Here is a 20,523-nt window from a genome sequence, read left to right as displayed (position 1 = left end):
CGCTGACTAAATATTTTAAATAAATGATCGAAAAAATCCTTTCCATCTCAAGAAAATCTTTTTCTGAAATTGTGAAACTTAGGAGAGAGTTCCATCAATATCCTGAGCTTGCATTCCAGGAACTAAACACAGGGAAAATAGTCGCAAACGAGCTTGAAAAGTTGGGCATTCGTGTGAAAAATGGCGTTGGCAAAACCGGCCTCGTCGGAATCCTCGATGGAGATCCTCCGGCGGTTTCCAAAATGCGCATTCGCGACCGCAGAGTTGTAGCCCTTCGAGCAGACATGGACGCGCTCCCGATAAACGAGGAAAGCGATGTTCCATTCGCAAGTAAGAATCCGGGAAAAATGCACGCTTGCGGTCATGACGCACACATGGCGATGTTGATCGGCGCGGCCAGGATTCTTTCAGAGCTTAAGACCGGACTGAACGGAACGGTAAAATTTATATTCCAGCCCAGCGAGGAAAAAAACCCGGGCGGCGCACCATCCATGATAAAGGATGGCGCTCTCAGCAATCCTGATGTCGACGTCATTTTCGGACAGCACATGACGACAGAGCTGACTGTCGGCAAGTTCGGATTCAAAGCCGGGCCACTCATGGCTTCCGCGGATGAAATCTACATCACCGTGATCGGGAAAGGAGGCCATGGTGCATCGCCCCACAAGACAATCGACCCGGTCATAATTGCGGCGCAGGTCATAAGCTCCCTTCAGAACGTAATCAGCAGGATGAGAAATCCTCTCGAGCCGTCAGTGCTGACAATCGGCTCGATACACGGAGGCTCAGCAACTAACGTCATCCCGGATGAGGTGAAGTTGTCCGGAACTTTTCGTGCTATGAATGGGAACTGGCGTAAGAAGGGATTGAGCCTGATAAGACAAACTGCGGAGGAAGTCGCGAAAGGCTTCGGCGGAAAATGCAAGGTAGAGATTAGCAACGGATATCCCGTCCTCGTTAATTCTGAAAACGAAACCTCACTTGCGAGAGAATCTGCAAAGAAATTGTTCGGCGAAAAATCGACCGTGGAAATGAATCCGGTGATGAGTGCAGAAGACTTCGCATACTTTCTGCAAGAGACGCCGGGTACATTCTGGTGGATAGGAGCGGGCAACAAAAAGACAGGGGCAACCGCGTCAATCCACAGCTCAAAATTCAAAATTGACGAAAATGCATTGATGCACGGTTCCGCACTCCTTGCTTTCTTAACAATGCAATACCTGGATTCTCGTGACCGAAAAGATTAAGAACGATACCTCAAATCTTCTCCGGAAAATTTTTGAACTGACAGTTACATCCGGCTCGTCCGTCAGCTCCGCCGAATTCATCGGAGAGCTCGAAGAAATCACATCGCAGCTTCCCGACCAATTCATGGCGATAAATAACCTCGAGCGGTTCCTCGCCGTCACCCCCAATGCCGCTTCCGTCATAACCGATTTTTCGAAAAATAAAAGGCTGAGAGACGATTTTCTGAAGATCATTTCGACAAGCCAGTATCTTGCGGACATCCTTGTCAAGCATCCGTCTTACTTCAGATATCTTTTTTCTCCCCAGGGAATAGAGTTGCCTCTCGACCCCGATACACTCCTTCAAGAATTATCGCGTCAAGCTTCGATATACGCTGATGCGACGAAGAAAAACGATTCGGTTAGAAGAATTTACAAACGTGAAATTCTAAGGATCGGCGCACGCGATATCTGCGGGCGGGACAAAATCGAAGACACCACTCTGCAGATTTCCCAGTTAGCGGAAGCCATTCTTAAAATTTTTTTTGAAATCATTTCGGAAGGATTCAAAGAGAAGGAATCCATCCCGCCGATAAGTTGCATCGCACTCGGGAAATTTGGGGGCAATGAACTCAATTACAGTTCCGACATCGACCTCCTGTTCCTCTTTTCAGAGAAGGAAAATGACGATCCCGCAGTCGCAGCCGAGCTTGCAAATCATTTTGTCAGCCAGGTCATGAAACAGCTGACTGCGGACTCGGCAGAAGGCCGCCTCTACAGAGTTGATCTCCGACTGCGGCCGGACGGTTCGGCTGGCGCCGCTGCCCAGAGCCTCAGCGGAGCGCTTGCATATTACGAGTCCCGCGGCGAGTTATGGGAGAGACAAATGCTTATCAAAGCACGCCATGTTGCCGGCGACGAATCGGTGAGCCAAGCATTTATCAGTAATGTTCGTCCCTTTGTATACCCTAGAACATGGCTTGAAAATCCTATAGATGAAATTCCGCGGATGAAAATCCGCATCGAAGCTACCAACCCCAGCGAGCTTAATGTCAAACTGCGCCGCGGAGGAATACGAGATATAGAATTTATCGTCCAGGCACTTCAGCTTTTGAACGGCGGATCGTGTCCGGAAATCCAAACCGGCAACACTCTTCAAGCCATCAATGCATTGGAGAAGAGTAAATTCGTGGACAAGCATGAGGCGTCACTCTTGTCGGATGCTTATAAGTTCTTCCGGCTCGTCGAGCACAGGCTTCAGCTTTTGAATAATCTGCAAACTCACACTCTCCCTTCCGACGGCGCGGAGTTTCGAAATCTTGCCAAACGATGCGGCTATAAAAACGAACGCAAGTTTAGAAATGAACTGTTCAGCCGGTTTGATGCCGTGACTGGCATGTTTGACAATGTCTTCCGCATCGACCAGCCTATAGAGAGAACAGAAACTGAACAGCTCCTCGACGGATCGATCAACGATGAGAGAACCCGGCATGTCCTTGAGAACTACGGCCTGACGAAAATAGAGGATGCCTACAGGAACACTCGATTGCTTTCCCGCGGCGTCGCGCGAGCGGGAGACATAGAATTCCCCGCAACTATCACAAGAGCCTTCAGAGAAATTGCACCCGATCTTTTTGAGGACATCAAGCAGACTGTGGATCAGGATCTTGCATTGAAAAATCTTGCACGCCTTATTCCTGCAATCAAGAGTCTCGAAGTGTTTTACAGATCGATGCAGGATGAAAGTTTCAGAAAATTAATTCTGACGCTTTGCTGTAAATCGACCAGGTTCGTGGATTACCTGACCGCGGAGCCTTTGCTTCTCGATATGGCATTAACACCGGACAGACTTTTTGATGACGAAGTCTACACGTCGGATTTTCTCCCCGCTCATATCCAAAAGGAATTCAACGAGGTAAAACTCGGCTTGCTTTTTCTTTTGGATGCTATTTCAATATCCGAAATGCAGGCAAGGTGGACGAAGGTAACAGAACAATTCTTTTCAGATGCTTTCAAGAAGGTTTTCGGAAAGAATGAACCCGCCGTGATCGCCGGCGGAAAATTCGGATCCGGCGAAATGTCCTTCATGTCCGATCTTGATGTAGTCTTCATTCTTCCGGATAAGCTGAAATCTATGCACCCCGCGATCGAGAAAAAGATCCCTGAGATTCAGAAGAACCTTCTCGATTCGAACGGCAGTCAATTCTTAACGATAGATACGAAGTTGCGTCCCGAGGGAAAGAGCGCACCCCTCCTGATGACGGAGACGGAATACGAAAGTTATCTTCAGAAACGATTGTCCGTCTGGGAAGTGATGGCGATGACTCGGTTCAGAGTCATCTTCCCATCACCGAAAATTCAGAAATTGCTGACCCAGACCCTGAGCGGTTTTAAGTTAAATGCCTCTTTGGTAAAAGAGATCGCTTCCATTTATAATAAGCTGATTCAGAGCAAAAATTATTTCGACGAGGTCGACATAAAATCGGGCGACGGCGGCATGGTTGCAATAGAGTTTCTGGTGCAGACGCTGACTCTCAGCAGGCTCGAGCTGTTGACGGATACACTTCCCTGCCCAATTCTCGAGCTGATAGAAAAGCTAAAAGGCATCGGCGCCTTGGCCGAAGAAGAGGCGAATGAGATTTCCGAGACCTACAATTTCTACCGTACAATCGAGTTCATGAACTATACTTCGCTCTCCAAAACGAATCATAAGATCCCGCACGAAGAACACGAGCTTGCGTCCCTCGCGTTGCATCTCGATTTCAAGAACCCCAATGAGTTTCTCGACAGCCTTAAAGCCAGGATGAGGAGAATGAGCTCCAGTCTAAGAAAGGTCCTATCAACAATTGAGCGTGACCAAGACTAGGCCCCGCGAGGGCTGGGAACCTCCGCAAGGTTGGCGGCTCATCGATCTCACAATCGCCGGCAGTTTGACTATTTTATCCTTCACCGTCTATCTCTTCACGATGTCGCGGAGCATACCGTACATCGACGGCGGAGAACTTACGACTGTATTGTGGACCCTGGGAATTGCCCATCCGACAGGTTACCCGCTGTTCACTTTGTTAGGCTTCGCATTTGTCCATATCCCCATTTTTTCCGAGGTGGCCCTCCGCGCAAATTTCTTCGCAGTTGCTTGTACTGCGACCGCCGGCGGCACATTTTATTTCGTCTTTTCAAAAGCGTTGTGCGTGCTTTGCACTTTAGATGCAACAACTTTAGGAAAAAACAAGAAACAAAAGCAATCACGTTACGGCAATTCAACTCCCCTTCAGGCTACAGGACTCAACACAAGACTGGCTGCGATACTCGGCACCCTAATGCTGATTTTCTCCAGAACTTTCTGGGAACAGAGTACATCAATCGAAGTCTACCCGCTTCAACTCCTGTTGTTCGCAACAATCTTGATCCTTTGGCTGAATCTTTACGAGAATCCTTCCAGGTCTCGGTCTCTATTCTCAGGATTAGTCCTCGGCTTAGGATTTACAAACCACATGACCACGATCCTGATAATGCCCGGGCTTATCTTCCTTTTCATTTCCAGCTACCGCCGGAAAAGTTTTGATCTCAAGTACATTTATTGGATCATTGTCGGCGGAGCGTTAGCCGGGTTGCTTTATCTTTACCTTCCAATAAGAGCTTCTCAAAATCCGTTGCTCGATTGGGGAAACCCGGACAATTTGCGGAGATTTATCCGTCATGTATCCGGCAAGCAATTCAGGACATGGATGTTCAGCTCGTCTGACGTATTCCAAAAACAGCTAGGCGTATTTTTCTCAAGTTTATACCGGGAATTCAGAATCACAATCATTCTTGTGATCATCGGAATTGCATCCTCCCTTTTATCGACAAACACCTTCGGATCGTACAGGAAATACTTTTGGTTCTGTCTAATACTCCTCGTCTCGGATCTGCTGTACGCAGCCAATTACGACATCCATGACATAGCCAGTTACTTTCTGCTCGCGTACATCGCGCTGAGCTTCTTCTCTGCGATTGGCTTCCGTTGGCTGATTGAAACCATCTCCCACCGTACCAGGATGGTCATTCCAGCTGCTGCAATCTTCCTGGCATTCCCGGTTATTTCGGCTTTCGCAAACTATGACGAAGTCGACGCGAGCAAAGATTATTCGGTCGAACATTATACAAAAGACATTCTATCAGCCCTTCCTCCGAATTCCATCGTGCTTTCATACCAGTGGGACAACTTCGTCTCAGCATCGCTCTATTACCAAAATGTCGACAAGATCAGAAAAGATATCATCGTGATTGACAAAGAATTGCTGCGTCGATCATGGTACGCTGCCCAGGTACACAACCGGTTCTCTTTCTTGTTTCTAAATTACGACCGTGTTTACAATTTGTACCAGGATAACCTAAAGGTTTTTGAAAACGATTTACCCTATGATCCAAACAGCATCGAGCTGAGCTATCACAATTTCATTCGTGAGATAATAACCGGGGCAATGCAGAACGGCAGACAGGTTTTTGCCGGACCGGAAATAGAAGATCAATATTTGTCGGGATTCAATAAGGTCCCTTACGGCTTGTTGTTTGCGATCAGGACCGACACCGGTTATGTGCCGTTCAACGTTGCCGGATTGAACGGGTTTCAGGCCGCGAAAAATGTCGGCACCGATTATTCACGACAGATAATCGGCTTTTATGAAAGAATGTTCCTGGCTCGAGCAGCGTATGAGTACCGACATGAAAAACTCAGCTTGACCATGATATGTTTGAATAAGGCTCTCGAAGTTGACCCTGCTTCTCAAGCTGCCCGGATGGCAGAGCTTCAGGTTTCGCAGGAGCTTGGCCGAAAATGACTTTCATAAGTATTCTGGAGCTGTCGGTGTTGCTATACTTTGCGGAACTGATGCTCTACGCCTATGCGGCATATCGCTCGCGGAGAACCGGCCGTCAACCATCGGTTGCCGGTCATCAGCCGCCACGTTCGCCTAAGGTATCAGTGGTCGTTGCGGCAAAAGACGAAGAGAAGAATCTGCCGGCATGTTTGAATTCGCTGGTCGGTCTCCAATATCCGCGTGATAAACTCGAGATAATCATCGTAAATGACCAGTCAACGGACGCGACCCCGTCACTCATCGACAAAATGTCCCGGGATTTCGGTTATGTTCGACGTGTCGATGCAAAGGGAAGCAGTGCGCTTCGCGGCAAGCCAAATGCGCTTTCGCAGGGTATCGAAAACGCAACGGGAGAATTTATTTTCCTGACGGATGCGGATTGCGTAGTTCCGCCGACATGGATCACGGAAACACTGAAGTATTTCGACGGCGATACAGGGATCGTCGGAGGCGTCACCCTTATTTCGAAAACAAGTAAACCCATTTATGGAATCCAGGCGCTCGACTGGGATTTCCTGCTGACGGTCGGCGCAGGCGCGGCGACAATCGGAAAACCAATAGCATGTCTCGGGAACAACCTTGTGGTAAGGAAAAAAGCTTACGACGAGATCGGAGGATACAAAAACATAAAATTTAGCGTGACGGAGGACTTTGCGCTCCTGAAAGCCATTGCGAGGTCCGGCAAATGGAGCTACTGCTACCCGATGGAAAAATCCACGCTCGTAGAGACTCTCCCTGTTGAGTCGTTCAGGGAAGTTTTCTCACAGCGAAAGAGATGGGCAACCGGAGGTAAAGAGACAGGATTTTTCGGATACATTACTCTCGCGCCAGGCTTCATCCTGCATTGGCTGATAATTCTCTCGCTCTTCCGCTCACTGCCGGTATTTGTCTCCTTCTTCTTTCTGAAATCAGTGATCGACTCGTTGTTCGTTTATCCGACACTGAAGCATTATGGCAAGATTGCTCACTTGAAATTTATACTTTATTTTGAGATTTATTATTTAATATATGTTGCCGTACTTCCGTTCGCAGTCTATTTCGGAAAAGGAGTAATATGGAAGGGGCGAAAATACTGAAAGATCCGCGGGCGACAGAACGCCGCCAAAAGGAAGGTAGAATAATTAATTAGATGTCCGAATCGTGGATAAGAGATCCAGTCGACGGAAAACGGATCGAGTACGAAGTGCCATTTTCAATTTCATGGCGGGAGATGCGCGTGCCGCTGCATGTCGGACTTCTTCTGGTCACTCTGTTTACAACTACTCTCGCGGGCGTTGAATGGATCGGCAAAGATCCGTTCGATCTTTTAAATTTCAAATCGGGACTGGCCTACAGCATTTCGTTGCTGCTTATCCTCGGAACCCACGAGTTCGGGCATTTCTTTTACGCGCTCAAGCATCGGGTCAAAGCCACCCTTCCGTACTTCATCCCCTTCCCGATTATTCCGGGACTCTTGAATTTCGGAACATTCGGCGCCGTGATAAGAACAAAAACCCCCGTACCATCGCGCAAAGCAATGTTCGATATCGGGGTGTCGGGCCCGATCGCCGGATTCATAGTCAGCGTCGCAGTGCTGGTGTTCGGGTTTACGCATTTGCCATCTAAAGATTACTTGCTTCACATTCATCCCAATTACGACTTCGCGACAAACACCGTTCCGGGATCCGAGGGGATCCCGCTCGCTTTCGGCAACACGATTCTTTTCAAACTGCTTGAAATAATTTTCACGAATCCGCACAGAGAATTTGTGCCGCCGATGGGCGAGATTTATCATTATCCTTTCTTGTGCGTGGGGTGGTTCGGTTTGTTCGTTACCGCGATGAACCTGTTGCCTGTCGGCCAGCTCGATGGCGGGCATATGATTTACGCAATGTTCGCCTCGGCCCATAAACGAATCGCAAGAGCATTCTTCTTCGTAATCCTTTTCCTTGGGTTGCTTGGCATTCTGCCGTTGATACCGAGCAACGTGCTGAAAGGAGCAAGCAGTATTAACATAGGGTGGACAGGCTGGCTTTTCTGGTGTGCCATCTTGTTCTTTCTCATAAAACTCGATCACCCTCCGGTAGCGGACACAAGTCCACTCGATACCAAGCGCAAAATCATCGGGTGGTTGACAATTTTGATTTTCATCGTCTCCTTCTCACCAAATCCTTTTACAACATAATTGAGGCTGTTTTGAAGAAAGTTTTTCGATCACAAGAGATTCTGCCGGGGGCGGGCCTTCTAGTAATCATCCTCGGCATCATGGTCGGCTCGTGTCAGAAGGCGAGCAATGTCGTCATAAACAACTCGCCGCAGCCGATAAACACGCAGTTGATTTACTTTGATAACGACAGCGTCGACATAGCTTCGTATCTCGCCGTTCAACCTGCTCAAGCGACAATCAGCGATAGCTTTCGAGCGGCGATAAGTTCGACGCAAAACTTCAAGTATCTTGAAGTAAGAGTCGACAATGATTCCGGAAGCACTTTGAACGATATCTTCTTCACAAGTACAAACGGAGATACGATTGCCGGAACGGTCCAGACATATTTTGAAAATGTGTACGTCGGCAATATCAACTATACGTTTGTAACCTACGATAGCAATGGATCATCCGGGAACTACGCCGTCAAAACTCTAAGACTGTTCAACTCCAAGGCCGAAGAGCCGGTAATCGACAGCGTGTCCGTTCCCGACTCGGTCAAAATCGATTCCAACAACGCAACTTTATTGAATATATATGCGTACGTCCATGATCCTTTCGGCATAAGCGACATTGAGACCGTGTACTTCAACTCAACAAAACCGGATGGGAATCCCGCCGAGGGCAATCCGTTTCAGCTGAGACCACCGAGCAACACGGCGACAAACGAGGGCACTTATTCGCTTACAATTCAACTTCCGCCGCTCATTAACCCCAACCCGCCGGAGCTCGGCACATACACGTTTACCTTTCACGCAGTTAGCCGCAGTGGTCTCCAGAGTGATTCTCTATCACACAAGATCAAGGTCTATTAATGAAATTAAAAATGAATTTTCTTTTCATCGTCTGTGCCATTATGTATTTATGTCTTTACGTCCCAAACGCAAACGCACAATTCCTTAAGCGGACTTACAAGCTTGCCGACACGACTTCTACTCAACCTTCAAGCAACACCGTCAGCCAGATACTGATTTCAAACGGCCGGGTTTTCCTCGCGACCAATAAAGGGTTGAACGTGGCTACCACCGGCGGGATGTCATTCCAAACCAACTTAGAAAATGGCCCAACGGGAATAAGTGCTGATGCAGTTGCAATCCAGGGAGACACGATTGCCGTTGCGGTTTCGACCACGATGGACCAAGGTGGCACTACTTATCTGGTCGGGCAAGGTCTATTTGCATCGACGGATAACGGTACAACATGGACCAAGGAACCGCAAAGCGTAGATTCACAAGCAGACACGACTGTAGTGTTCGGCAACGACACGCTGAGGGCCCTTCCGGTAACGACAAACGTCCAGAATATCACCTTCTCACTTGTTTTTCACAAGGGCTACCTCTACACCGCCAATTGGGCCGGTGGGTTGAGGAGGAGCAATGACCTCGGAAAAACTTGGCAGAGAGTCGTGCTGCCTCCTGATAATCTGAGCTACATCAATCAGGACAGCACGTACAATTTTCAGCTTTCAGTTCTGGCGGGGAAAATCACGGACGAGACAAACTACAACCAGTATGGATTCTCGCTGTACTCGGATGGAGACAGTGTCCTTTATGTCGGAACCGCAGGCGGGATAGATAAGACTGCCGACAACGGCTACTCCTGGCAAAAGTTCAGCCATCAAAATGAGTCCAGCTCAATCTCAGGCGATTTTGTTGTCTCACTGGCAGGACAAAATTCCCGTTCGATTCATCGCATTTGGGGCGCGACAGTTGTCGCTAACGATCCTACTGAAACCTCGGCGCTCAGCTATACAGACGATGGCGGCGCAACATGGCACAGCATCTGGAACGGTCACTTTTTTCATGGCATGGCATCTAAAGACAGCACAGTCGTATACGGCGTGTCAGACGATGGATTGTTTCGCACTTCAGATCTCGGAAGTTCGAGCCAGGTAATCACAAATATTTATGATCAAACCACCAAACAATCCATTTCTCACCCTTCCTCCGACTTATCTCAGGCATTTTACGCTGTCGCTACAAGCGGAGACACGGTTTGGGTCGGATCCGGTGACGGCTCCGCCGTAGGCATCGATAATGGCGCGGGCTTCGACGCGAGCGAGTGGCATGTTCTCAGGGCATATGCGACCGTGGCCGCTAACTCGACCTACTTTTATCCGAATCCGTTCTCCCCGCACCTCGATGTCGGAAGGATCCATTATTACATTGGAAACGGAGGTAGGGTGACAATCAGAATTCTTGATTTCTCGATGCACATCGTCCGAACGCTGCTTCAAAATGCTACGCGCACTCCAATCGATTCCAAAGGCAACGCAGATGAACTATGGAATGGCGCAAGCGATCGCGGTGGCTTCGTAGACAACGGAGTATATTTCTACAGCGTCGTCGTGAACGGCGGAACTCCTTCATGGGGAAAAATATTGGTGTTGAGATGAAAACATTTTTTCTTGTCCTGATCATCAGTTCCGTTTCACTTGCGCAAAGCGACCCCGGCAGCTTCTCCCGAATTGGACTAAATGCAAAAGGAATGTCGCTTGGGAATTCAATCTCTGCCCTGGCATCGGGAAATGTTTACACTTACTACAATCCGGCACTCGCATCGTTTCAAAGTGGCGGAAGCATTGCAGCTTCAGTTGCGCTTCTGTCCCTGGACAGACAATTGAACGTGCTCACTTACACTCAAGGGCTCAAGCCGAACGCCGGCCTTTCGGTCGGAGTGATCAATGCCACTGTATCGAACATCGATGAAAGAGACGGCGACGGCGTTCACACGGGGAATCTGTCAACGAGTGAGAATTTGTTTTACTTCAGTTTCGCGAACCAGTTTACGCAGGGATTGTCTCTCGGGCTCAGTTTAAAATTATATTATTACAGTCTTTACTCCGGCATATCTTCCACCGCACTCGGATTCGATTTCGGCGGATTGTATGAGGTGACTAATTTCCTATCGCTCGCACTTGTCGTCACGGATCTCGGAGAAGAGTATCACTGGAATTCAACGAGTGTATACGGCACCGACGGCTCGGATTTCCGCACACCATTTCCTCATGTTATTAAAATCGGGGCGGCGTATCATCTGCCGGTCCTGAATTCCTCCGTCTCCGCCGAGTATGATATCTCGAGCTCCTCGTCGCTGAATGGCATCAAAGCAGGTCTGGAAATTTATCCCGTCGATATTATCGCCATCCGGGGAGGTTTCTCCTCCGGGAATCAAGAAAATGTGGGAACAAAGGTGTGGCCTACTTTCGGCTTCGGCGCGAGAGTTTCTTTCCTTGACTTTACACCTGAAATCAATTATGCCTATGTGGCGGAACCGTTTTCTCCCTACGGTATTCAGACAATCTCATTAATATTTGGGTTCTGATTTATGAAATATTTGGCATTTGTCATGGCGGCTGTATTCCTTTTTTCCGCAACTGCTTTCTCCCAAGGCGGTGCGGCGGGCCTCCAGATACTGGAGGTAGGCTACTCAGCTCGAGATCTTTCTCTTGCAAACTCGAACGACGTAATCACCGGCGAGCCAACCGCGATCTACACGAATCCAGCCGGGCTGGCTTCCATTGAAAATGAGAATGGAATCGGACTTGACTTTATGCTGACACATCGCACTTATTTTGCAGGGACGACAATAGACATGTTTGGAACGCGATTCCAGGGCGGCGGCTTCTCATTCGGAACAAGCCTCCTTCTCTCAAGTGTGCCGGACATTGAAGTGAGGACTTCACCGAGCGACGATCCCCAGTCGTCTTTCTCCGCAAAAGATTTCGCCCTTGCGGTGGGTGTGGCTCACAATTTCGATAATGTCAGCGTCGGTATCTCCGCTTTGTATTTGTATGAAAAACTTTTCGTCTACGAATCGAGCGGGTACGCACTGAATTTTGGCATGCAGTATTCTCCGATGGAAGATATCAGGATTGGTTTATCGGGAGGAAATTTCGGTTCGTCTTCCGCGATGATCTCAGAGAAGATTGCACTTCCTGCCTTCATACGCATCGGCGGAAGCTACACAAAACCGCTCGACGATAATTTTTCAATCACAGGCTACCTCGAAGGAGCCGCTTTCAAATCCGCAGGAATCTCACCGGGCATCGGTGCGGAACTCTCCTTCCAAAACTATATTAAGTTCCGGGCCGGATATTCGTCGGGGATAGAAATCGCCGGGTACTCTTTCGGCGCGGGTGTGAGCTATAGTCTCCTGAAGTTCGATTACTCATACATACCTTTGAAACAAGACTTCGGGAACAGCCAAACCTTCACGGTGTCGTTCGTCTTCTAACATGTCGAGCGCAGAGCGAGATCCTGCCCATGCGGGACTCGACGTACTAATCCTCGTCAGCTCCGATCCGCGGTATGATTCACGCAGCTCGAAGTATTTGCACTCCCTCCTCGACGCCGGTTTCGATGCAAGACTGGTTGGAATATCCTCTGACGGCGAAGAAGAAATCGGCGAGACTCTGGTCCGCCTACCCATGGCACACGTGTCAGGAAAAAAATTTTTCCTCCAGTTCTACCAGCGTGCCATCCCGGAAATGAGGAGGTCCCGCGCAAAAATCATAATCGCCGGCGATTTGTTTTCTCTCCTTCCGGCTGTAGCCAATAAACGACGCTATTCCTCGAAGAGTACCCTTCCGACAAAGAACGGCTCATCCGTAAAACTAATTTACGATTCAAAAGAATTGTATGAACATTTGCCGAGCTTGAAGACTAAACGAAGCAGCTTCATGTTCTGGAACCTTGTTGAGAAAATCTCGATAAAATATGTCGACCATGTCCTGACCGTAAACAAATCTATTGCAGATATTCTCGAAACAAAGTGGCGAAAGCCGACGACGGTGATCATGAACGTTCCCGACGTCAAACGCGCGCCGGCATTTGGCGAACGGTCACTCAACAAAGTCACCCTGGCATTTTCCGGAGGCTTTCAGGGAGGGAGAGGTTTGTGCAATCTGATAAGATTGTTGACACTTCTGCCGGAAAGGTACGAATTGAAGTTAATCGGCGACGGTAAGCTTCGTGGGGAACTCGAGGAATTTACAGCTGCATTGAATCTATCCGGTAGGGTCCACTTTATTGGAAAATTAAGAAACTCGGAAGTAATTGATGAGCTTTCTAAAGCAACGCTCGGAATTTACCTGATGGAAAATTCGGGGCTTTGTCATTACCTCGCCCTTCCGAACAAGCTCTTCCAATTCATTTCGGCGGGACTTCCGGTAATTGTGCCGAATTTCCCTGAGATGGCGGGTATTGTGAGCAAATTTCAGATCGGTGAGATAGTCGATCCGGAAAATTTATCCGATACGGCAGAGAAAATCTTAGAAATGACGAGCCACGAGGAACATTACCAAGATCTCGTTGGAAATTGCAACAGAGCGGCGGGTGTTTTGAATTGGCAGGTAGAGAAAGAAAAATTCTTGGCTTTGATTAACAGCTTAATTTAACAGCCCGTATTTCTTGCGCTTCTCCCACAAAGTTTTTCTTGTAACACCGAGCTGGTTTGCCGTCGCCTCCAGGTTGAAGTTGTTCCACTCCAGGACCTTCTTTAAATATTCTCCTTCGACCTGATCAAGCGTCAGCCCTTTCTGCAGGTGAAGACCGTCGGACTGACCGGCAACTTGCGCACCGATGCTTGTCAAGGCGATCTCATCCCCGTCGATGTATTCCTTCTCGGCAAATATCATGGCGCGCTCTACGACGTTCCGCAGTTCACGGACGTTTCCGGGCCAGTCATGCGAGAGGAGTTTGCGTTCTGCAGAAGTCGTAAATCCCTTCACATGCTTCTTGAATTTTATGTTGAAGTCGTCGATGAATCTTCTGCCGATTAAAATTACGTCCTTGTCTCGTTCGCGAAGCGGCGGGACCGCCAGGGACACAACATTTATTCGATAAAACAGATCACTCCTGAACTTGCCGCTTGCAACGTCCGCCTCCAGATTTGAGTTCGTTGCCGAAATCACGCGGAGGTCTACGGGAATTTCCTCAAGTCCTCCTACTCTCCTGATTCTCCTGTTCTCGATAAACGATAAGAACTTCGCTTGAAGTCCAAGATCCATGCTTGTGATTTCATCGAGCAGGACCGTTCCGCCGCTCGCCACCTCGAGCAGGCCTTTTTTTGAGGTCTTTGCATCTGTGAATGCGCCCTTTTCATAACCGAATAATTCAGCTTCGAGCAAATTTGACGGCAGCGACGCACAGTTTATTTCAAGATACCTTTTTTCAGCGATGGGACTGGTATAATGGATCACGCGCGCCACAAGATTCTTCCCCACACCACTTTCGCCCCGCATCAGGATAACCGCCTCGGTCACATTCGCGACTCGTTTGATGAACTCGCGCATGGCCGTCATCGGCTCGCTCTCCCCGATGAGGTTGTCGAAAGAGTAGCGAGACTTGAATCCCGACTTCATCTCCGCCACCTCGGTTCGCAGGTGGCCGACTTCGACCGCACGACCGATAGCAAGCTTCAACTCGTCAAAGTTGATCGGTTTCGTAAGATACTCGAAAGCTCCCGCCTTCATGGCACGCACGGCAGTGTCCACGGCGGCTCTCGCGGTGACCAGAATTACCGGCATCAATCGCGCAAGTCCGCGCATCTTATCAATAAGTTCGATTCCGTCGATCTCCGGCATCATGACATCGCTGATCACGACGTCCGGATATTCCATCTTTATTGCATCGACAAGAGCATTGGGGTGATTAAAGTACTTGACATTGAACTGCTCGTTGCGCAGCCCGTACTTGACCAGCTTAATTATGTTATCATCATCGTCTAAGAAATATACTAGAGGAGCAACCATGACAATTAAATATAGTCTACGTTATACAAATGAACAAATACCGGAAATTTTAGAAACAAGTTCGGAATTGCATCCTATTGAATTTTGACTCTCAGATTTTGCTTTTTGATCTTTCGTCCTAAACATCTGTGCAGCGACTCAACAAAATATTCGCTCTCTTCTCTTGAGCCTACGTTGACACGAAGATATTTTTCGAGAAGCGGATAGGAAGAGACATCCCGAATCAGCACGCTCTGCCGCTCTAACAAATCCTCGAACATATCCTTTGCAGAGAGTCTGGTCGCAAACAAGAAGAAGTTGGAGTCCGAATCGACCACCTCGACCTCGTCGATCTTCCTCAACGCATCCATCATCGAGACTTTCTGTTTCTTCAAAAAAGTTACGCGCTCCTCAAAAAGGGATCGGTGTTCGAGGAGCTTAAGCGCAGTGAATTCGGAAAGTGGATTTACCGTAAAGGGTATCTTCACCTTCAATATCTGGGATGCGGTTTCCGGATCCGCTGTCAAATAGCCGATTCGAAGCCCGGCAAGACTGAAAGCTTTGGAAAATGTCCTCAGCACAACAAGATTTTTAAAAGATTTCGTCAGAGCTATACTGCTCTGATGTTCGGAAAATTCTATATAGGCTTCATCTATCAACACCATGGCGCCCGTGGACTTAAGAAGTTCTATTATGAATTCGCGCGATGCCGATTTTCCCGTCGGATTATTAGGGGAGCTTATTATCACGAGTCCATTCTGCATTCGACGAGCATGTTCCAATATTCCGTTCTCATCAAACGTCAAATCGGAATTCGAATAGACTCTGATTATGTTTCCTTCGAGGATCTTCGCGACTTTTTCAAACAAATAAAACGTCGGCTGCGGTATTAATACATCGACTCCTTCTTTTACGATCGACATCCCCACCGTGTAAATTAATTCGTTCGACCCGTTTGCAGCGATAAACGATTGCTCTGGGAGATCGTAGAGATCTGAGAATTTTTTCGGCAGCGACGTCGAGAAAACTTCCGGATATCTATTCCATCCTATCCTGAGAAATTCCTCGATGATTTCTTTTTTCAGCTCGGAAGGAATATCGTAAGGGCTTTCGTTCTGGTTCAGCTTGATTTTTGCGGGATGGCCGGAAACATTATATGGCGATAATTCGAGAACGCTTCTTTTGAAATTAGATTTTGCGCCCAATTTTTTCCCTTGTCTTTATTGAAAGAGCGTGAGCTGTGAGTCCTTCGTTCTCGGCAAAGATTCTTATCTTAGTTGAATCACGCTCGAATGAATTTTTTGAATAACGGATAACACTTGATCGTTTCAAGAAAGAATCCACACTCAAGACCGATGAAAACCTGGCTGTTCCGCCGGTCGGAAGGACGTGGCTCGGTCCTGCAAAATAGTCGCCGACGGGTTCGGGTGAATATGTTCCGAGAAACACTGCTCCAGCATTCTTAATCTTCCCTAATATTTCCCATTCGTTATCCGCAACAATCTCGAGATGTTCCGGCGCTATCTCATTGATCAACGACACCGCTTCGGAGACATCTTTTACGACAAAAGCGGCTCCGTTTCGTTTGATTGACTCCTCCGTGATTTCTTTTCTGGCCAAATCAGGAACAAAGTCGCAAATTTTCTTTTGAGTCTTTTTCGCCAAACCTTTATCGGTGGTAACTAAAACCGCAGCCGCATTTTTGTCATGCTCTGCCTGGGCAAGCAAATCCGCGGCAATGTGATTCGCATTTGCCGATGAGTCCGCAAACACTACAACTTCGCTCGGTCCGGCGATCATGTCGATGCCGACATCGCCGAATACTATTTTCTTTGCTGCGGCCACATAAATATTTCCCGGTCCGACAATTTTGTCTGCCTTTTTGATGGTCTGTGTCCCATAAGCCGCCGCGGCTATCGCCTGGGCTCCGCCGACTGAATACACGTTTTCTATCCCGAGCAAGCTGCAAGCCGCGAGGACAAGCCGATTAACAGAACCGTCTTTATTCGGCGGCGTCATCACATAAATTTCTCGTACGCCTGCAACCTGTGCGGGAACCGCATTCATGATGACGGTAGACGGATAGGCGGCAGTCCCGCCCGGGACATACATCGCCACTCTGTCAAGCGGCACAATCCGCTGGCCGAGTATACTCCCGTCGCTTCTTTGCTCAATCCACGAATTTTGTTTTTGCTTTTCGTGGAACGATCTGACGTTATTTGCAGCCTCGCGCATAATCTCCAGCATCATTTCGCTGACGTTGGATTTCGCCTTGTCGATTTCCGCTTTCGGCACTTTTATACCTTTCAACTCAACGCCGTCGAATTCTTTGGTGAATTTTATCAGCGCTGAATCACCGTCCGCGCGAACAGTGGAGATAATCTCACTTACCGTGGAAATCAGTTCTTCGTCCAGAGTAAAATTTCTGCTTTTTATTTTTTTTAGTCTTTCCGAAAATTCCTTGGTCCCGGATTGTAAAACAGGGAATAGATTTATTCTTTTCATTTATTACAATTTATGCTAGCGAACTCTTCTTTCCAATTTCCCGTTGGATAAAGTGCTACCCTGTGGTCTAAGATATTCTTGAATCACATCGTTCACCTTGCGGCGATGCAGAGTCGAAGACAATCTGTAGCTGACGGCACTTGATTGAGCAACAATGATCTCTGTGGACATGAAATGGACAAATGCAGATGCCATACCTGCCGAAATGTCCCGGCCCCGCAACCAACTGCTCAGGAGTTCAGCACCTCATGCACTTTTTTTGCCAGCGCATAAGGCGTGAACGGCTTCTGTATGAACTCGACGTCCTCTTCGAGAACTCCCCGATGCGCAATTATCTCAGCGGTATAACCAGACATGAATAAAGTCTTGATGTCCGGCTTGATCATCCGTACCCGGTCTCGAAGCTCCTTCCCATTCATCGCAGGCATGACCACATCCGTCAAAAGCAAATGTATTCTGTCCTGACAAGTCTCGCAAAGCGAAATACCCCTTTCCGGACTCAACGAAGTCAGCACCTTATAACCGTACTCTTCCAGGCTGTTCTTCGCCAATTCGAGAAGCTCTCCTTCGTCTTCAACTATGAGGATGGTCTCGCTGCCGGCCACACCTGAAGCATCTCCCTCCGGCTCAGGCCCCTCCAACTTTCCGTGATAGCGCGGGAGGTAAATCTTGAACGTCGTGCCTTCACCGGGTTCGCTGAAAACGTCTATGTTTCCTCCGTTCTGACCGACGATTCCGTACAAAGTTGACAGCCCGAGTCCCGTTCCACGACCTCTCTCCTTCGTGGTGAAGAACGGCTCGAATATCTTATTCACGGTCTCCCTATCCATCCCTTTACCATTATCGGAGAAAATAAGCATCATATATTCGCCCGGAGCGAAGCCCATCTTGTTCTTAGTGTATGCCTCATCGACAACAATGTTTGAAGTCTCAACGACGATTTCGCCTACTCCATCTATCGCGTCTCTCGCATTGGTGGCAAGATTGATAAGGATCTGATCGAACTGAGTCGGATCTATTTTTACATTCCATATATTTTTTCCCGGGAAGAATTTCAGCATTATATCTTCACCTATCAGTTTCCCGAGCATCTTTTGGAGTGAATCGATCGCCTTGTTCGGGTCAATCGGCTTCGGCGAAACCATTTCACGTCTTGCGAATGCAAGAAGCTGTCTTGTCAGGTCTGCTCCCCGCTTAGACGCGGAGGCGATCAATTCTACATAGCGGCGTATCGGATCGTCTTTTTTCACATTCATGGCGATAAGATCGGTATATCCTATGATCACTCCTAACATGTTATTGTAATCATGGGCAACTCCTCCGGCAAGCCTGCCAATAGCTTCCATCTTTTGTGCCTGGACAAGCTGTTCTTCAAGTCTCTTTCTATCGGTGATGTCGTATGCCGAAGCTATTATCGCCTGCTTTCCTTGATAATCTATCACGGCGTCGCTGAAGTCGATCCATACTTCCTCTCCATTTTTTCTCACTATTTGATATTCATACTGCTTTGGAATTTCGCCTCCCTTAATTCGTTTTTCCACCTGCTCCATAACAAATTTGCGAAAATCGGGATGTACGATCCCTTCTACGTTTAGATGGGAGAGCTCGTCGAAACTGTAGCCAGTGATTTGCAGGGCAGCAGGGTTAGCGTAAAGAAAATTCTTGCCGTCGTGGATCCAGATGGCCGATGTCGAACCTTCAACGAGGCCGCGGAATCTCTCCTCGCTTTGAAGAAGCGCTGTCTCTGCCTGATATAGCTCGCGATAGATTGTGACCTGGCTGCGCCGATAAGCATAACCTGTCGCCACCATAGAAAGGACTATGAACAAAATTACCAGCAGGATTACTACACCGCCGCGATAAGTCGCCTCGGCAAGGATTTCACTTGCGTCGACTTTCGCGACCATCAGCCATGGCGTGTCAGGAATTGCGGAAAGGTCTGCGAGGACATCCTTTCCTCGGTAGTCTTTTCCTTCAAACATACCGACTTTTCCCGAGGCCGCCTGGACAGCGAGGGGCATATTGGAGCTGAGAGGGACACGCATTTCAAGGGCACTCCCGGGACGGAAGAGCAGATTATTCAGGAAAATGATTTCATCCCCTTGTTTTTCCAGTAATATGGTTTCAGCGCTACGACTCGGAACCGGCCATAAATCTATGAGCGGATATAAAAAGTTGTCAGCATCGCTTCGCAGGACAATCACTGCGGCCGGGCGTCCTGATTCGTCGAGGACGACGTCCATGGCATCGATGAGTATTCTTCCGTCAGCACTGCGGAACAGGTCTGTCACCACCGTCTTCCGCTCAGTGACTGCCTCATGTAGAGCCACTTCTTCAGCAGTATCGACAGTGGATGATGACGCGCCAATCGAGATTCGCGTCCGCCCGATCGTATCGACGACGAAAGCATCGACGTACAATCCAAGCCGCTGTTCCAGTGCCAATCGTTTCTCTACCGTTGCCCGGAGCTGCATGTTGGATCGTGCTCTGATCAAGTCAAGGATAGCCTGTCTTGTCAACGGGCTTTTTGAAAGCACACGTGCATCGGCGAGACGCTCAAGTCTCCACCGGTCAATCTCCCTGACTTTCAGGTTTGTTATGGCAGCGATTTCCTCGTACCGCTGGCTCCTGATCTGGCTTCTTTCTGCCAGGTAATACAAAATTCCGCAAATGATGAGGCCGATGCTGATGAGTGCCAGCAATATCCCCCGCACCCAGGGAGATAATACCGTTTTCCGATTTCTTCCGTCCATGAATGCAGCCTCCGCTTTACTTGTCACTTTCCTGATTAGTCCAAAGTCTCGAGTTTAGCGAACTGTTCCTTATCGAAATAAAATTTTGCTCTATTAAGAAAAGATGACGCAAGTATCGACCCAAGAAAAACTATCGTCTCTTAAAGTGGACGCTTTCCCTGACTAAGTTAATGCAATCTGCGCCATTCTGCAACTATGTTTCGGGGTAATGGCTCAGTTTCGATCCCGGGTGATCCGGCAAAAACAGGAATCCAGCTTC

At 48.3% G+C, this 20,523-nt stretch carries 14 protein-coding genes; 10 read left to right on the top strand and 4 right to left on the bottom strand.

Features of this window, described 5'->3' with window-relative positions:
* The first annotated feature begins 23 nt into the window (after positions 1-23).
* Genes VLX91_01105 through VLX91_01060 form a run of 10 tightly spaced genes read left to right on the top strand, consistent with a single transcriptional unit; the run spans position 24 to position 13,671 of the window.
* On the top strand, positions 24-1,247 hold the full coding sequence (locus tag VLX91_01105; protein HUI28782.1) for a M20 family metallopeptidase: 1,224 nt from the start codon (positions 24-26) through the stop codon (positions 1,245-1,247).
* Positions 1,231-4,092 carry a hypothetical protein gene (locus tag VLX91_01100; GenBank protein HUI28781.1) on the top strand — a complete coding sequence of 954 codons (2,862 nt, stop codon included), beginning with the start codon at positions 1,231-1,233 and terminating at the stop codon, positions 4,090-4,092. The genes VLX91_01105 and VLX91_01100 overlap by 17 nt, the downstream gene beginning before the upstream one ends.
* Positions 4,079-6,049, top strand: coding sequence for a DUF2723 domain-containing protein (locus tag VLX91_01095; GenBank protein HUI28780.1), 1,971 nt, complete (start codon positions 4,079-4,081; stop codon positions 6,047-6,049). Before VLX91_01100 ends, VLX91_01095 begins: the two co-directional genes overlap by 14 nt.
* A complete protein-coding gene (locus VLX91_01090) occupies positions 6,046-7,164 on the top strand; it encodes a glycosyltransferase (protein ID HUI28779.1) in 1,119 nt (372 codons plus the stop codon). Before VLX91_01095 ends, VLX91_01090 begins: the two co-directional genes overlap by 4 nt.
* Before the next feature lie 53 nt (positions 7,165-7,217).
* Entirely contained in the window at positions 7,218-8,252 is a 1,035-nt protein-coding gene (locus tag VLX91_01085) for a site-2 protease family protein (GenBank protein HUI28778.1), read from the top strand.
* An 11-nt stretch (positions 8,253-8,263) separates the two neighbouring features.
* Positions 8,264-9,088, top strand: a complete 825-nt coding sequence (locus VLX91_01080; GenBank protein ID HUI28777.1) for a hypothetical protein — start codon at positions 8,264-8,266, stop codon at positions 9,086-9,088.
* Positions 9,089-9,099: 11 nt separating this feature from the next.
* On the top strand, positions 9,100-10,668 hold the full coding sequence (locus tag VLX91_01075; GenBank protein HUI28776.1) for a hypothetical protein: 1,569 nt from the start codon (positions 9,100-9,102) through the stop codon (positions 10,666-10,668).
* Positions 10,665-11,597 carry a hypothetical protein gene (locus tag VLX91_01070; protein ID HUI28775.1) on the top strand — a complete coding sequence of 311 codons (933 nt, stop codon included), beginning with the start codon at positions 10,665-10,667 and terminating at the stop codon, positions 11,595-11,597. Before VLX91_01075 ends, VLX91_01070 begins: the two co-directional genes overlap by 4 nt.
* Before the next feature lie 3 nt (positions 11,598-11,600).
* Positions 11,601-12,509: a PorV/PorQ family protein gene (locus tag VLX91_01065; protein HUI28774.1), complete on the top strand. Its 909-nt coding sequence runs from the start codon at positions 11,601-11,603 to the stop codon at positions 12,507-12,509.
* Position 12,510: 1 nt separating this feature from the next.
* Positions 12,511-13,671, top strand: a complete 1,161-nt coding sequence (locus VLX91_01060) for a glycosyltransferase (protein ID HUI28773.1) — start codon at positions 12,511-12,513, stop codon at positions 13,669-13,671.
* Here VLX91_01060 and VLX91_01055 read toward each other — a convergent pair.
* From VLX91_01055 to VLX91_01040, 4 genes are all read right to left on the bottom strand, one after another.
* Entirely contained in the window at positions 13,663-15,027 is a 1,365-nt protein-coding gene (locus tag VLX91_01055; GenBank protein HUI28772.1) for a sigma-54 dependent transcriptional regulator, read from the bottom strand. The genes VLX91_01060 and VLX91_01055 overlap by 9 nt on opposite strands.
* A 74-nt stretch (positions 15,028-15,101) precedes the next feature.
* The gene (gene hisC, locus VLX91_01050) at positions 15,102-16,211 is read right to left on the bottom strand and encodes a histidinol-phosphate transaminase (protein ID HUI28771.1); all 1,110 of its coding nucleotides are present in this window, start codon (positions 16,209-16,211) and stop codon (positions 15,102-15,104) included.
* Positions 16,195-17,511: a histidinol dehydrogenase gene (gene hisD, locus VLX91_01045; protein ID HUI28770.1), complete on the bottom strand. Its 1,317-nt coding sequence runs from the start codon at positions 17,509-17,511 to the stop codon at positions 16,195-16,197. Before hisD ends, hisC begins: the two co-directional genes overlap by 17 nt.
* 230 nt (positions 17,512-17,741) lie before the next feature.
* A complete protein-coding gene (locus tag VLX91_01040; GenBank protein HUI28769.1) occupies positions 17,742-20,264 on the bottom strand; it encodes a PAS domain S-box protein in 2,523 nt (840 codons plus the stop codon).
* Between the last annotated feature and the right edge of the window lie 259 nt (positions 20,265-20,523).

The sequence above is a fragment of the Candidatus Acidiferrales bacterium genome (assembly GCA_035515795.1).
Taxonomy (GTDB): Bacteria; Bacteroidota; Ignavibacteria; order Kryptoniales; family JAKASW01; genus JAKASW01.
Note: the sequence above shows the minus strand (reverse complement) of the source record. Positions and strands in the feature narration are given on the sequence as shown.

Bases quoted from the DNA above. Each gene is read 5' to 3' on its own strand.
- VLX91_01105 (HUI28782.1), top strand. From the start codon at position 24: ATGATCGAAAAAATCCTTTCCATCTCAAGAAAATCTTTTTCTGAAATT.
- VLX91_01090 (HUI28779.1), top strand. From the start codon at position 6,046: ATGACTTTCATAAGTATTCTGGAGCTGTCGGTGTTGCTATACTTTGCG.
- VLX91_01085 (HUI28778.1), top strand. From the start codon at position 7,218: ATGTCCGAATCGTGGATAAGAGATCCAGTCGACGGAAAACGGATCGAG.
- VLX91_01075 (HUI28776.1), top strand. From the start codon at position 9,100: ATGAATTTTCTTTTCATCGTCTGTGCCATTATGTATTTATGTCTTTAC.
- VLX91_01070 (HUI28775.1), top strand. From the start codon at position 10,665: ATGAAAACATTTTTTCTTGTCCTGATCATCAGTTCCGTTTCACTTGCG.
- VLX91_01065 (HUI28774.1), top strand. From the start codon at position 11,601: ATGAAATATTTGGCATTTGTCATGGCGGCTGTATTCCTTTTTTCCGCA.
- VLX91_01060 (HUI28773.1), top strand. From the start codon at position 12,511: ATGTCGAGCGCAGAGCGAGATCCTGCCCATGCGGGACTCGACGTACTA.
- VLX91_01055 (HUI28772.1), bottom strand. From the start codon at position 15,027: ATGGTTGCTCCTCTAGTATATTTCTTAGACGATGATGATAACATAATT.
- hisD (HUI28770.1), bottom strand. From the start codon at position 17,511: ATGAAAAGAATAAATCTATTCCCTGTTTTACAATCCGGGACCAAGGAA.
- VLX91_01040 (HUI28769.1), bottom strand. From the start codon at position 20,264: ATGGACGGAAGAAATCGGAAAACGGTATTATCTCCCTGGGTGCGGGGG.